At 53.2% G+C, this 13,746-nt stretch carries 10 protein-coding genes and 1 pseudogene; 2 read left to right on the top strand and 9 right to left on the bottom strand.

Going from position 1 to position 13,746, the window contains the following annotated elements; translation table 11 throughout:
* Nucleotides 1–6: 6 nt before the first annotated feature.
* The 8 genes and pseudogenes from GD630_RS00110 to GD630_RS00075 form a co-directional block, all read right to left on the bottom strand.
* Nucleotides 7–612 carry a GNAT family N-acetyltransferase gene (locus GD630_RS00110; RefSeq protein ID WP_087395694.1) on the bottom strand — a complete coding sequence of 202 codons (606 nt, stop codon included), beginning with the start codon at nucleotides 610–612 and terminating at the stop codon, nucleotides 7–9.
* Between the two features lie 20 nt (nucleotides 613–632).
* Nucleotides 633–842 (bottom strand): annotated as a pseudogene (locus tag GD630_RS00105) (GTP-binding protein); the annotation flags it as partial.
* A gap of 657 nt (nucleotides 843–1,499) precedes the next feature.
* Nucleotides 1,500–7,331 carry an N-6 DNA methylase gene (locus GD630_RS00100; RefSeq protein ID WP_182505677.1) on the bottom strand — a complete coding sequence of 1,944 codons (5,832 nt, stop codon included), beginning with the start codon at nucleotides 7,329–7,331 and terminating at the stop codon, nucleotides 1,500–1,502.
* Entirely contained in the window at nucleotides 7,321–7,773 is a 453-nt protein-coding gene (locus tag GD630_RS00095) for a DUF1896 domain-containing protein (protein ID WP_009292480.1), read from the bottom strand. Before GD630_RS00095 ends, GD630_RS00100 begins: the two co-directional genes overlap by 11 nt.
* 239 nt (nucleotides 7,774–8,012) lie before the next feature.
* Nucleotides 8,013–10,103: a type IA DNA topoisomerase gene (gene topB / locus GD630_RS00090; protein ID WP_008672316.1), complete on the bottom strand. Its 2,091-nt coding sequence runs from the start codon at nucleotides 10,101–10,103 to the stop codon at nucleotides 8,013–8,015.
* A 62-nt stretch (nucleotides 10,104–10,165) separates the two neighbouring features.
* Nucleotides 10,166–11,734, bottom strand: coding sequence for a DUF3945 domain-containing protein (locus tag GD630_RS00085; protein WP_005861701.1), 1,569 nt, complete (start codon nucleotides 11,732–11,734; stop codon nucleotides 10,166–10,168).
* 19 nt (nucleotides 11,735–11,753) lie between these two features.
* Nucleotides 11,754–12,104, bottom strand: coding sequence for a helix-turn-helix domain-containing protein (locus GD630_RS00080; RefSeq protein ID WP_005861703.1), 351 nt, complete (start codon nucleotides 12,102–12,104; stop codon nucleotides 11,754–11,756).
* A 2-nt stretch (nucleotides 12,105–12,106) separates the two neighbouring features.
* Nucleotides 12,107–12,463: a helix-turn-helix domain-containing protein gene (locus GD630_RS00075; RefSeq protein WP_005861705.1), complete on the bottom strand. Its 357-nt coding sequence runs from the start codon at nucleotides 12,461–12,463 to the stop codon at nucleotides 12,107–12,109.
* Between the two features lie 202 nt (nucleotides 12,464–12,665).
* Between GD630_RS00075 and GD630_RS00070 the strand changes: the two genes are divergently transcribed.
* Together GD630_RS00070 and GD630_RS00065 are read left to right on the top strand one after the other, a co-directional pair.
* Nucleotides 12,666–12,965, top strand: a complete 300-nt coding sequence (locus GD630_RS00070) for a helix-turn-helix domain-containing protein (protein ID WP_004291426.1) — start codon at nucleotides 12,666–12,668, stop codon at nucleotides 12,963–12,965.
* A gap of 31 nt (nucleotides 12,966–12,996) precedes the next feature.
* A complete protein-coding gene (locus GD630_RS00065) occupies nucleotides 12,997–13,302 on the top strand; it encodes a helix-turn-helix domain-containing protein (protein WP_005861708.1) in 306 nt (101 codons plus the stop codon).
* Nucleotides 13,303–13,379: 77 nt separating this feature from the next.
* Here the strand turns inward: GD630_RS00065 and GD630_RS00060 are convergent, their stop codons facing one another.
* Nucleotides 13,380–13,742 carry a hypothetical protein gene (locus tag GD630_RS00060; RefSeq protein WP_005861710.1) on the bottom strand — a complete coding sequence of 121 codons (363 nt, stop codon included), beginning with the start codon at nucleotides 13,740–13,742 and terminating at the stop codon, nucleotides 13,380–13,382.
* Nucleotides 13,743–13,746: the final 4 nt, after the last annotated feature.

The following is a 13,746-nucleotide window of genomic DNA, read 5'->3' as shown; positions in this document are numbered from 1 at the left end:
TAGTCCTTATTGTTTTTTTTCATTCATTTCGTGCATGTCCGTCACGACTCGGCATAATCCAAGTGAATTTGGCTTCTGCTCTCGCTGTTCCGTCCATTCTTTATTCAATATCGCATAGATGCAGGTGTCCTCATACCGTGGTGTCCCGTCAGGATAACATACAAACGATATGAACTCTTTCATACATCTCTCATACCTCATTCCGAGGCGTTTGCACAACCTTTTCGACCGCAAGTTATCGTCTTCGACAAATCCGTAAACACGCCGTGCACCGGCATCACAAAAGAGGTAGTCCAAAAATTCTGTTGCCGCTTCGTAGGCCAGTCCTTTGCCCTCAAAGCGTTGGTTGAAGTGCCAGCCCACACTAAATGTATCAGTATATTCACGCAAGGCGAAAACATCACCAATGATGAAATCGTCTTCCTTCAGACATACGGCATAGCGTAACATATCCTTTGGAGTATTGGATATATAAGCCAGCGCAGATTCCTCTGAATACAGACGATCGTCAGCAAAGCAATTAACACGTGGATGGGAGAGGTATTCCAATAAGCCCACGGCATCCTTCTCCTGAAAGTTTCTGATTATAAGATTCTTTGTTTTAATAATCATATAGCAATTTTAGGGTGCAAAATTAACGTGTATTTCCAGATAATAGATGTCGTAGAAGCCCGGACAGTAATTCCTCTACGTTTCTCTATATCCATAGAGTCCGTTATGGTGTCACCATTATCCACACGGCCGCACTTTTCCGTTGCTCCACTGGCAAACAGCAGATTCTCGGTTACGGAAGTTTTTCCTGCATCAATGTGAGCAAGAATTCCTAAATTTATAATATTCATTTGGATTAAGCAATAATATACTACAGTAGATGCATTGTCGAAACGCACCTTTTAATACCTCCTCGTAGCATATGAGAACTACAGGATTACTAACTCGTATTAATATGTATATTATTACTGCCGCATAACGATTACAAAATTACACAAAAAAATATATCTAACAAAAGTGGGAGGATTTTTTAACTTTTTACCATAGACATTTTATTAGGGAAGCGTAGGTTCAACTGGCAAGTACAAATAAGTAGAAATGTTTGAACAACACCGTTTTAGGAAGTTGAAAAATCAAGTTTCTCTCTCGGTATAGCGTTTATTTTGGCCAATATCTTCTTTAGTTTAGCATTTGTGTATTTCCCATTCGTGTTCTATTTAGCTCCTTATTATGAGTATGTAGCAAGTTACTTATCAAATTCAGCCTCTTTGAGGGTCAAATATGGTTTTGCAAATGGTGACTGACAAGACATAAACAAGGTCAGCAGGAATTTTTTACATAAATGGCCATGAATGTATATAACCTAAAATAAGAATAAATTTTAATAAGGGCTGCCCAAAAAGAAAAAAATGCAGTTGCCATCCTATAGATACTTGCAGAAAGGATAAAATTTACTTTTAGACCTTTTGGGATAGCCCTTATTAATACTTCAGATAAAATTCCTTAGGTTATATTTTCAATCCTTTGGACCGGGTTTCCTCCTTGGCATACAGTCCCGGACGCCCGATTATGACATGGTTGGCAACGATACTATCCGCCGGACTGCGTATCTGCGGCGGTGCATTTTCGGGATATTGCGCCTGCCTGTTCCTCACATCTTCCGCTTTCGGCTTGAGCTGTTGCCCTTCATTCTCCTTTTCTGCGACTTCGGGCGTGGGTGGCGCAAGCTCCAGCTGAATTTTTCGGTCAAGGGCGGCAAGTTCGGACTTCAACTGCTTCAGCTCGTCCTCCTTCTTCCACACCTTACCCGCTATCTCCTGTAACTGCGGTATCTCCATCTCCAGCACCTCGTTCTTCGCCTTGTACTGGTCGATGATGGAGGGTATCCTCTCCATCGCGTTGAGGAAGTTGCGGGCGGCGGCCAACGGGTCAGCCATCGCCAGATGCCCGTTGTTGTAGGTGTACTTGTAGTTCCCCTCGACCACGAAGCGGTTGTCGGTGAACTCCAATCCCTCTTTGAGTATCCTTTCGCTCACCACCTTTATCGGAAAACCGTAAAGTTCACCGACCTGCGTGTACAACCCTCCGGTCGTGGCATTCTTGGCTATCTCCTGCAAACGCTTTCCGATGACCTTCTCATCGGCGGAATCCACTCCGTCCACCTTTATTATATTAAGGCGGTTGCCCTCCTTGTCGGTCTGCACCACCGACAGGAAGCGGTTCCAGTCCTCCGTCATGGCATCTATGAAAGCCGTGTTGTTGCGCAACTCGCCGGTCTTTGACTCCAGCTTGAACTCCGAATCACGCTTGCCCTTGTTGAACGACTTGCGTTCCCCTTCGAGCGATGCGATCCGCTTTTCCAGTTTCGCCTTGTCCAACAGGTCGGTATTGCCGGAGAGCAACGCCATGTATTCCGAGAAATTCATGCCCGATTTTTCGTCCATTGCCCCCTCGTCGATGGTACGCGCACCCATCGCACCGCTTTTGAGCTGGCTTATGAAAGTCTGCTTGCAGTGCAGGAGGTTGAACTTGTAGCTGTCCAGTGACTTCTCCACCGCGTAGATGATTACATCCACGTTGTTCCCGGCGAAATGTTTGGCAATCTCATTACCTGCCCTAACTCCGCGTCCGTCACGCTGTTGCAAGTCGGACGGTCGCCACGGCGTATCGAGATGATGGATAGCCACACACCGTTTCTGGGCGTTCACACCCGTTCCGAGCATAGAGGTAGAGCCGAACAGCACACGCACCGTCCCGGCGTTCATGGCGTCTATCACCGCCTTCCGCGCCTTGTCGGTCTTGCACTCCTGAATGAAGCGCACCTCGCTTGGCGGTATACCGTAGTCCTCCGTCAGTTTGCGCTTGATTTCCGAATAGACGTTCCACCCGTCGCCCGGCTGGTATGTCCCCAAATCAGAGAAAACGAACTGCGTGCCTTTCTGGGCGTCGTATTTTTGATAATACTCCGCGATCATCTTGGCACAGTGACTCGCTTTGTTGTCGGGATGATCTTCGTAATTCGGGTCTATCATGCGCATGTCGAGTGCCATTTTCCGGGCATAGTCCGTGGCGATGAGCATCTTCGCCTTTTCTTCCGTTTCCGAAAGCGGCAGCCTGCCCAACAAGGTGGCATCGCCCGTCTTGGCGAACTGCATCAGTTTCTGTATGAAGTCCTCCTGTTCCGGCGTGGGCGGTATATGGTGCAGTATCTCGTTCTTGGCAGGACGGTCAACGCCCACATCCTCCGCCGTGCGGTAGTCCGTGATTTCATTATAGAAGGCGGCAAGCTCCGGCACTTTGATGAAGTAGCGGAAACGCTCCTTCTGGACCACATTGTTCGTCACGTTAAATTCAAAATCCGTCGTCTTCTTGGCAAATATCGCCGCCCAAGCGTCGAAACACCTTATGTCCTGCCGTTCCAGCTCCTTCGGGCGCAGGTACTTGAACAGCAGGTACAATTCAGTCAGTGAGTTGCTGATAGTCGTGCCGGAGAGGAAGGTCGCACCCAAGTCTTTTCCTGTGCGCTCCTGTATGGTGCGTATGGCAAAGAGCATGTTAAGTGCCTTCTGGCTTCCCTCGCTGTTTCCCAATCCCGCCACACGGTCGTGGCGCGTGTTGAAAGTCAGATTCTTGAACTGGTGGCTCTCATCTATGAAGATGTGGTCGATGCCCATCTGCTTGAAATCCACCACGTCGTCCGTGCGTGACTTTATGGCGTGTTCCACCTTCTCCAGCTTCGCTTCAAGGTTGTGCTTGCGCTTCTCCAATCCTTTCAGCATCGCCCGCGACACGTTCTTTCCCTGCTGCCGTAGCACTTCGAGGTTTTCCTCCACCGTGTCAAGCTCTGCTTGCAGGATGCGCTGCTGCAATTCCGGCGACTGCGGTATCTTGCCGAACTGGTCGTGCGACATGATGACGCAATCGTAGTCGTTGTTCTTTATATTATTGAAGAAGCGCACACGGTTGGCGGTCGAAAAGTCCTTCTCCGAAGCGTACAGAATACGTGCGTTGGGATATGCCGCCTGATAGGTGGCTGCAATCTCCGCAACGTTGGCTTTCAGCCCGATAATCATCGGCTTGTGTGCCAAATTCAGACGCTTCATCTCATGCGCGGCGATGCACATTATCAGCGTCTTGCCGGTTCCAACCTCGTGGTCGCAAATTCCGCCGCCGTTCTGCTTGAGCATCCAGACGCAATCCATCTGCGAGGGATAGACGCTCCTGATGCCCCGGCTTGCCAGCCCTTTCAGATTGAGGTCGGGGAAAGTCTGGTGCGAGCCGTCATACTTCGGGCGTACGAAACAGTTGAACTTGCGGTTATACATCGTCGTCAGCCGTTCCTTGAACTGCGGCGACTGCTCTTCGAGCCATTCGGAGAAACCGTTTCGTATCTCGTCAATCTTGGCGTTGGCGAGTTGTATTCCCTCGCTGTCGCGCACCTTGATGTCGTTGCCATGCTCGTCCTTGCCGATGGACTTCATCATGTCGGGGCAGGTGTTGTGCAGGGCATGTTTCAGGAGGTGCATACCGTCATAACTGCGGTAATAGCCCTTCACGCAGAACTCGTCCCATATCTTGAAGTTCTTGTGGCTGCACGCCACCGAAAACTCGTCCATGCTTGCGGAGTAGGCGATTTTCACCTCCGTGTCGAACAGACGGCTCATGTAGGCGGCATAGACACCCGTCGGAATCCATCGTTCCCCGAAGTTGAAATCAAGGTCTTCGAAGGCGATGCGCGGCGGTTCGGCGTCTTTCAAGGCTTCCAACGCCTGTTTCACTTCAGGCATACGCTCATTTTCGGGATTGTCACCAATCCAAGCCTCTATGCGTTCCGCCTTCTCTATCACGTTTCCGGCTATGAAACGGTCTTTGATCTCGTAACCGGTCACGAGCGGATTGTAATAGATACGTCCTTGCAGGGCTGTGAGCAACTCCTCCGCCGTGCTGTCGGTTATCTCCCGCATATAGTCGAGATCGACCGTGCCGAACTTGTTGAGCGACGCGGACAGTGCTTCTTCAGGAGAGCCTACGTTGGCATGGCTCTCCACCGCGAAGGAAACGGGACGCTCGAAGATGTCCGCCTTGACAAACTTTCCGTTCTTCACCCGTTCCAGCGAAAGGATGTCACGCCCGCCCGCGTCCATCATCACCAGCTTCACGTTCTGCTTGGCGTTGAGGTTGCCGTAACGCATGACGAACTCATCGTAACAGGTGTTCAGATGCTCACGCCACTGGACATTTGCTTCGTGCAGGTTCGATTCATAGCGGTACAGCCGCTCGTAGGCGTCACGGAGTAAAACATACTGTAACGCCTTCTCCTTCTGGTAGCCTTTCAGGTCGAGCGGCTGGAATGTAGCCCCGTATGGTGTGATGTCCTTCAGATAGCCGATGTTATGACGTCCCCAATCTGTCACTAACGACCCTTCGCGCAGGTGCATCTCCGGCGTGCGGTGGTAGGCACGCGGCGTAAGGTCCACGACTTCCTCCTTCGGCTTTTCCGGTTCGATGTCGGGAAAAAGGGAAGTCGCCACCGCTTCCGGTGGAGCAGCGGTAGCGGCAGGTGTGGCGGCAACCTCCGGCTGTGTTTTCTCCTGCCGGGGGTGTTCACGTGGTACTTCCGGCGTGACCGTCGCAACCGTTCTGTTTTCCTGTTTCTCATTATGCTGCCTTGCCAGCTCCCGAAGTTCCTTCCTGCGCTCCGGCGTGAGTCCCATCATCATCTCGTAGAAGCCGTTGATGGGAGGATTGGTTTCCCAGTCCAGCTTTGCATAGATGTCGTCCGGGTCGGCAGGCTTGGCGGCACTGTCCGCTTTCGCCTCTTTGTTTTCCGTAACATTCTTAGGGGTGGAAGCCGTCGGCACAGCCGTAACATTCTGTGTGGTCTGCACCTGCGACTTGGGCGTAACGCGCCTTGCCGGGCTTTCCTTTTTCGCCGTTTTTTTCTTTTTGGCGGTTTTAGGCTGGCTGACCTCTTCCGTCATGCCCCAGAGGTCGAGCAACGTGAGCTGCACTCCGGCGGAATATTTCGGACGAGGTTCTATCTCCGGCTTTTCCTCTGCGGATTGCGGTTTCTCCGTCGGAGTTTCCACCGCTTGTGCCGGAGGTACCGTTTCCAATTTTATGGCAGGACGCTCCATTTCCTTTTGTACGGCAACCCTCTCTTCCGTTCCCGCCTGCCGGATTGTTCCCGAATACAGGCGCATGGCGAGCCTGTAATGGAAATCCTCGTCAAGCATACGGCGCAAGTCCCCGGCTATGCCTGCGGTCTTGCCCTCGTGCAGATAGACCATAGCGGGTTTCCCGTAGGGGTCTGTGTCAAGTTTCGCCGTCGTATGCACGATGCGTTCCGGGTGGTGGATGAAATAGGCGTTGTCGGTCAGGTCGGTTTTCGTGTCCGTCTGTATCACGGTCATCAGCCGCTCGTCCTGCGACATTTCCTTCTTGCTGAGGTTCTTTTGCAGGACAATCAGGTCACTGCCCACTTCTGTCCCCGCGTTGTCCGTGAACAGGTTGTTGGGCAGGCGTATCGCAGATACCAGATTAGCCTGACTGAACAGCTCGTTACGCACGGAGGTCTTGCTGCTGTTCAATACCCCTTGCGAGGTGATGAACGCCACGATACCGCCGTTACGCACGGCATCCAGTCCTTTGAGAAAGAAATAGTTGTGGATGGCTTTCTGTGCCGATCGTCTGCCGAAGGACCCACTCTTTTCAAATTCCGCGTCGAACACGGCAATGTCACCGAACGGAATGTTGGACATCGCCAAGTCGAAATAATTGTTGAACGGTCTTTCGATTTTCTCAAAACCGCAGGTGCGCGTTTTCTTGTCGGGATAGAGATGCCGCAGGATTGTACCCGTGAGCAGATCCTTCTCGAAAGCCATCACGTCCGCACCGGGGCTGTGCCGTAGCACGGAATCCACGAACACGCCGACACCTGCCGACGGTTCGAGCATACGGGTGGGACGGACGCTGTAATCCGCCAGCACGTCCGCAAGGGTGTCGGTTATCTCTTTGGGGGTGTAGAAAGCGGTCAGCACGGACGCTTTCAGCGAATCCACAAACCGCTTGTACTCCGTTTCGTCATTGCTGTTCTCACGGATAAGCCTGTGCAGCTCCACCGTCGGGGCGAACAGTTCGAGGTCGGATTTCGCCCACCGGACGGCATCCGTCAGTTCCTTCGCAGGGTTGAGGATACATTTCAGACCGCCGAAACCGCAGTACCTTTGGAGTATGGCACGCTCTTCGGTTGTCGCCGTTCTCTGTTCCCTGTCAAGGATGAATGCCGTCCGTATCGCCTCGATGTTGTCCCGCAGTTTCTGTTTGCGGTTAAACGCCATATTCGTCTAAGTAAAGGACGGTTGCCCCCGTCAGCTCCGTGTAGAGCAGGTCGTAATCGGAAGACAGGGCGAAGTTGTCGTCCGAGAGGTCATAGACGGAGAACACGTTGCCGACAAGCGGCAGGAGTTTATGGATAAAGGCTTCACGCTTCTCTTCCGGCACTTCATCGGAAAACTCGTTCTCCACGACTTCGCGGAGGATGTCGTAACGGGAATAACGCAGCCCGCGCAGCAGCGTGTCCATAGCCAGTTCCTGCGCACCGTCGGCGGGATAGCCTTCGAGCCGAGCCTTTTCATACGTTTCGGCGGCACGGTCGGCGCGTTCCCGTATGAAAGCAGTGTCATCAGCCTGTTCAAACTTGTTCGTGCGGAGATAGTCCAGCAGGTACAGACCGTAATAGGAAAAGTCGGCCTGACCCTCGTTTTTCTTCTTGTTGTTCATTACTTTGGAGTTTAGTGGATTGATATTTAACGGGATAATCGGTTGAAAAAAGGAAGAAAAAGGCACTCGGTATCCCTCCGAGTGCCACCACTAAATCCAAAGTATGAGTGTAATCCGGTATTGAAGAACAATTCATTACTCTGAACAAGTGGCAAAGTTAGTGCAAATCGAAGACAATACGAAAAAAACTTGTTTGTTTCTATTGTTGAGATGCAGCCTAACTTATCAAAAGTTAGTGATTATTTCCTTTTTTTCGGATAGGAAGACTTGCATTTCTTTTCCGGGAACACGAACGTCGTGTTATAATCCCCGTCAAAGGCGACTATGGCATCGAAGTTCTTGCCCTGCTTGCTCTTGAAGCCTTTGAGCAGCTTGGTGTGCCCGTCAGTGAGCAGGTCTTTTATTTCATCGTCGGACAGGGTGCGTCCCGCTTTCAGCCGGAACACGAGAAGCCCGCACTCCGTGTTGTCGCAGCGTACCACCTTGCCGTAGAACCGCATCCTGCCCGTGCCGCACTTGGGACACGCGCAACCGGAATCGCGGCTGCCGAAGAGTTTGTCGCATGAGAGCAGTTCGGAGGTAATCTCCCGCGTGTACGCCTCTATCTTTTTGCGGAAGGTATCGGCGGACAGCTCCCCACGCTCGATGCGTGCAAGTTCCTTCTCCCATTCGCCTGTCATGGCGACATCGGCGATGCGCATCGTCTTCACCACGGAATTGAGTGCAAGCCCCTTTTCAGTGGGGACAAGCGATTTCTTGCAGCGTTCCATGTAACCGCGCTTGAAGAGCGTTTCGATGATGGAGGCGCGTGTGGCGGGAGTACCGATGCCGCAGTCCTTCATCGCCTGCCGCAGTGCGTCATCCTCGATTTCCTTGCCCGCCGTTTCCATTGCGGACAGCAGGGTGGCTTCGGTATGTAGCGGCTTGGGCTTGGTCTTCCCTTCTGTGATGGAAGAGGCTTTCAGTGTCAGCGTGTCGCCTTCCTGCCAGCCGGGGATAGTGGTTTCATCCTTGTTTTCCTCGCCATAGACGGCACGCCATCCGGCTTGCCTGATGACGCTGCCTTTCACGGTAAACTCCACTCCGGCACATTCCGCCATGACAGCAGTCACGTCCTTGACGCATTTTTCGGAGAATGCCTCTATCATGCGTCCGGCAATCATCTGATAAATGGTGCTGTCCTCTTTGGAGAGGAAGAGCGGTTTCTCTCCCGTGACGAGCAGGGCATGGTGGTCTGTTACCTTGCCGTCATCCACGCTGCGGCGTGTCGGGATGGCTTTTGCCCGCACCTTGTCTTTCCATTCGGGCTGCGTGCCGATAAAGGCGAGCAGCTTGGGGATTTCAGCGAACACGTCTTCGGGGATGTAGCGGCTTCCCGTTCTCGGATAGGTTATCAACTTCTTCTCGTAGAGCTTCTGCGCGATTTCAAGCGTCTGTTCCGCCGTGAAGCCGTGCTTGGCGTTGGCTTCTTTCTGGAGCGTGGTCAGGTCGTACAGCAACGGGGTATCCTCCGTTTTCTCCTTGCGCTCGGCTTTCGTTACCGTTGCGAAGCCTGTCGCCTTTACCTTATTATATAGCTCCGTTGCCGGTTCTTTCGACTTCCATTTTTCAGAGGATGAGAATTTCACGACCTTGCCGTCGCAACCGTCCGTTGCGATATGGAGCTGCCAGAAGGCTTCGGGCGTGAAACGGCGGTTCTCCCAGTAGCGTTCACACACCATCGCCAGCGTGGGTGTCTGCACCCGTCCGACGGAATACGTGCCGTGTCCGGCGGCGATGGAGAGTGCCTGCGTGCCGTTGATGCCCACGAGCCAGTCGGATTCGCTTCGCGCTTTGGCGGCGAGGTATAGGTTGTCATACTTGCCGCCGTCTTCGAGGTTGCGCAATCCCTCGCGGATAGCCTTGTCGGTGAGCGAGCTTATCCACAGGCGCACGAAAGGAGTGGTACTGCCCGTGTAGTGGTAGAGGTAGCGGAAGATAAGTTCACCCTCGCGTCCGGCATCGGTCGCCACGATGATTTGTTCGCTTGCATCGAACAGTCTTTTGATGACTTTTATCTGCGACACCACGCCGCTGTCGGGCTTGTAGCCCTTCTCTGTCCTGACCTGACGGGGGACGAGCGTGAAGGTGTCGGGGATAATCGGGAGGTTGTCACGGACGAATCCGCGCACGCCGTAGCCGTCAGGCATGGCAAGCTGGACGAGGTGTCCGAATGCCCATGTCACGGCATAGCCGCCTCCTTCGAAATATCCTTCCTCTCTTTTTGTCGCGCCCACGATGCGGGCGATTTCACGTGCCACGGAGGGCTTTTCTGCAATGATTGTCTTCATGTTTTCTTGCTTTTGTTGTTGATACTTTGGATTTTATTTTGGATTCAGTGGCGGACACGGGATTACATTTTCATGCCCTTGCCCGTTTTCTTCGGTTTGTCCTGCTGCTGTTGCTGGCGGGCGGTCTTCGGGGCTGTCTGACCTTTCTGCAAAGGCTCTTTCAGGTTCTTTGTCGCCTCGTTGGTCTTGCCCTCGTTGTTCACCGCCACCTGCGTGCGGCTCTCGTTGGACGGGGCGACCTGCTGCCCGACATCGGGGTTCGTGTCGTAGCGGTATGGGCGTCCCTTCTCCGGGTTGAACTTGATATACATCGTGGCATGGAAGCCCTGCTTGTCGGTCACGTTCTCCAGCTTCACGGCCTTGCCCGCCACATAGTCGGCTTTCTGCTGTTCGGTGAAGTTCACGCCGCTCCATTTGCTGATGGGGCGGATGCTGCCGTCCTCGTTCGTCCACGTGTTGCGGCGTTGCTCCTTCTTGGTCTGGTCGGCATTTTCCCCGCCTTGCGCCTGATTTTTCGAGGTGTCGCCTTTGGTTTCCTGCGTCTGTGCGGTACGGGGTGACTTGCCGGTTCCCGGCACGAACTCCACGCCGCGCTGCTCCACGTTCACTTGCAGGGTGGTGACGAACTTCCTGCCATCGTTGCGCTCGATGAGCTTGTCGCGCACGGGCAGTCCGGCGCGGAGCATGTCCCGTTCCTGCGCGGTGATTTCCGTCTTGCCGATGCGCTCCGGGATGCGCACCTTGCTCGCCGGAATGTCCGTGATTTCATTCGTCTTGCGGTCGATGCTGATGTAGGAGGGGATGATTTCGCCCGTTTCCCTGTCCACAATGTCCACGACCCTGCCGAGGTTGCCCGTTTCGCGGAGGTTCTTCCGGTCATTGTCGGAGAATTTGTGTTCCTTGTACTCATCTAACTTCTGCTCCTTGCGGATGAAGTGCGGCACGAGGCTGACATTCCCCTCGCCGTCCTTCTTGAAGGAGAGGCGGGCGTCCAGCTCGAACGATTCGCCGCCGAAGGTCGGTTTGACCTTCACCAAGTCGGACTTGCCGTAGTGGAGCATCTTCGTAAGGTCACCGGACTTTTCAAGGTCGTCACGCTTCACGCCCCATCTGTCCTCCAGTTCCTGCCAGTTGATTTTACTCTCGTCGATGGGCCGGTAGCCCCGTTTGCCCTGCGTCTGTTCGGAATTGTCCTGTTGCTGTTCTTTCTGTTGTTCCATGTTCTCCTGTTTTTGAGGTTCTTGTTTCTCTGTCTGTTGCGCAGCTTGCTCTTCCATCACCTGCTGTTGATAGGGGAAGGTGTCGATTTTGTGCGGTGCGAGGATTTGTTTGTTCTGGTACGGATGCTGGAGCAGGTCTTTCATCACGCCCAGCATGGAATCCACTTGGTCCGCCGCGATGCGGTAGAAACCGAAGCGGCTGGGTTCCTTGCACTGCCGGAAGAAGTTCTTGAAGAAGTTGTCCAGCACGTCGCCATGTCGGTCGAATTGCAGGAAACTCTGCGCGTTCTCCGCTTTCGCGGGGGTGCGTTTAGGTGTACCGTCTGCGTTCAGCCCGGCTACCACGCTAATCTCGCCCGTCTTCTCGTCACGGACTACCAGCACGTCCTTTTCGTCTTTTTTCTTTGCCATCTAAAAATGTTTTAATGGGTTATTTATGAAAGAAATTATGGATACGAGCCTTGTAGAAGGCTATATCTTCTTTTTTGAAGTCCTTGATATGGTTGGAAAGGAATGTCAGCACATCCTCCTCGCTGTAATAGGTTTTCTTGCCCAGTGTCTTGTAGGGCAATGCACCGACGCTGCGGTAGCGTTGCAGTGTGCGCTTGCTTATCTGGAGCAGCATGCACAGGTCCTGATTGTCGAAAAGGTGGATGCTTTCCGTGAGGGCGGGCTGTCGTTCCTCCGTCTTTATTGCCAGCAGCAGTTCGTCCTGACGGTCGAGCCGTTCCATCAGCTTCTGCATCCAGCCCTCGAAGATGTTTCGTGTGAGCAGTTCCATAGCTATGTCCTCCTTCCTTTGGGTGTGCCTCCCGTTCGTAGCGTGTGGTTGCGTTTCAGCTCCTGCGGTGTCGCGGCGTCCTCGTTGACGGTACACTCATCAAGCAGGCGGTCGATTTCAGACTGCCGGTAGCGGCATTTACCGCGAAGCACGACATAGACGATGCGTTGCTCGCTGCGCATACGCTGGAGGGTGCGGGTACTCACGTTAAGCAGCTGCGCCGCCTCGCGTGTGGTGAGCAACCTGTCGGACGATGCCGCTTTCTTGTCGCCGGAGGCGGCACGGACGTGTGCCGCAATCTCCGCTATCTGTTCCGTCAATGACCGGAAGACGGAACTTTCCATCGTTATCACTTTCATATTCAGTCCTTTCTTTTTGTTTCTGCGGCAAAATTCGGCAATAAACAAAAGGGGCTTTAACAACTCACTACGTGACTCACGTAAGATTTTTACGGAAGATGGCTCCATAACCCGGTCAAACGGCGCAACAGGCAGCCTTTCAGCGGAAAACGGTACGTGTTAAGGGCTGCATCGTTACCTTTGCGGGCAAACCGGTAATTGCATGAATATGGAAATAGTATCTATCGAGAAAAAGACTTTCGAGATGATGGTGGCGGCATTCGGCGCACTCTCGGAGAAGGTCGCCGCCCTGAGGCGCAAAAGCGACACGGGGCGCATGGAAAGATGGCTCACGGGCGAGGAGGTCTGCGGGCAGTTGAGAATAAGCCCGCGCACGTTGCAGACGCTGCGCGACAGGCGGCTTATCGGCTACTCGCAGATAAACCGCAGGTTCTATTACAAGCCGGAGGAGGTGAAGCGGCTGATACCGCTTGTCGGCACGCTCTATCCGCATGGCAGATGATTTGATTTATTCACCCACTGAATCCGAAGTTATGATGAACGAGACCAACGATGTTTTTACGATGGAAGACGAGCCGATAGCCTCTGTGATGCAGGATATGCGCAAAGGCTCTAAATGGCTGTCCGCATTTCTGGAAAGTTACCGTCCTCCGCTGGACGGGGAGCGTTACCTGACGGACGGCGAGGTGGCGGAACTGCTCCGTGTGAGCCGACGCACCTTGCAGGAATACCGCAACAACCGCGTGTTGCCTTTTATCCTTTTGGGAGGGAAGGTGCTTTACCCGGAAACGGGGCTGCGCGAGGTGCTGGAAGCGAACTACCGCAAGCCGCTGGAGTGAGGCGGTTGCATGAAAAAGTAAACGGGCGACACCTTTTGTGGTGCTGCCCGTTTACTTGTCTTATGGGGAATCTGTTTTTAACAGTACCCGACCTTTCCGTTCTGAATGAACATCACGTATGCCTGCCGGTTATCTTTTGAGAGTGCCTTTCCCACCAGCCATGTGCGGAACAGGTGGGTGTTGTAGGTGTTCAGCCGGAAAGCGACCGGGATGATGATTTCAAGCGCGTACACGTCCGCGTACAGCCCGTTTTCAAGCTGCATGTAGCGACACAACTCGTAGTCGTTAAGCACGTCCGACTTGCGGACTGCTTTGATGGCAGCGTTCACTGCCGGGACGGTCGTATGGAACAGTCCGGCGATTTCGGTGGCGGTCATCCACACTTCGTTACCGGTTACGCTGACCGCCTTGTCCTCTATGATGATTATGTCACGCTTCATGGCT

This window comes from Bacteroides zhangwenhongii (assembly GCF_009193325.2).
GTDB classification, from domain to species: Bacteria; Bacteroidota; Bacteroidia; order Bacteroidales; family Bacteroidaceae; genus Bacteroides; species Bacteroides zhangwenhongii.
The sequence above is the reverse complement of the archived record's forward strand: the minus strand, read 5'-3'. Positions and strand labels throughout refer to the sequence as shown.

What these genes read in the sequence shown, in the direction of transcription:
- GD630_RS00075 (WP_005861705.1), bottom strand. Translation starts at nt 12,463, where the DNA reads ATGAAAGTGATAACGATGGAAAGTTCCGTCTTCCGGTCATTGACGGAA.
- GD630_RS00095 (WP_009292480.1), bottom strand. Translation starts at nt 7,773, where the DNA reads ATGAACAACAAGAAGAAAAACGAGGGTCAGGCCGACTTTTCCTATTAC.
- GD630_RS00060 (WP_005861710.1), bottom strand. Translation starts at nt 13,742, where the DNA reads ATGAAGCGTGACATAATCATCATAGAGGACAAGGCGGTCAGCGTAACC.
- GD630_RS00065 (WP_005861708.1), top strand. Translation starts at nt 12,997, where the DNA reads ATGATGAACGAGACCAACGATGTTTTTACGATGGAAGACGAGCCGATA.
- GD630_RS00070 (WP_004291426.1), top strand. Translation starts at nt 12,666, where the DNA reads ATGAATATGGAAATAGTATCTATCGAGAAAAAGACTTTCGAGATGATG.
- GD630_RS00080 (WP_005861703.1), bottom strand. Translation starts at nt 12,104, where the DNA reads ATGGAACTGCTCACACGAAACATCTTCGAGGGCTGGATGCAGAAGCTG.
- GD630_RS00100 (WP_182505677.1), bottom strand. Translation starts at nt 7,331, where the DNA reads ATGGCGTTTAACCGCAAACAGAAACTGCGGGACAACATCGAGGCGATA.
- GD630_RS00085 (WP_005861701.1), bottom strand. Translation starts at nt 11,734, where the DNA reads ATGGCAAAGAAAAAAGACGAAAAGGACGTGCTGGTAGTCCGTGACGAG.
- GD630_RS00110 (WP_087395694.1), bottom strand. Translation starts at nt 612, where the DNA reads ATGATTATTAAAACAAAGAATCTTATAATCAGAAACTTTCAGGAGAAG.
- topB (WP_008672316.1), bottom strand. Translation starts at nt 10,103, where the DNA reads ATGAAGACAATCATTGCAGAAAAGCCCTCCGTGGCACGTGAAATCGCC.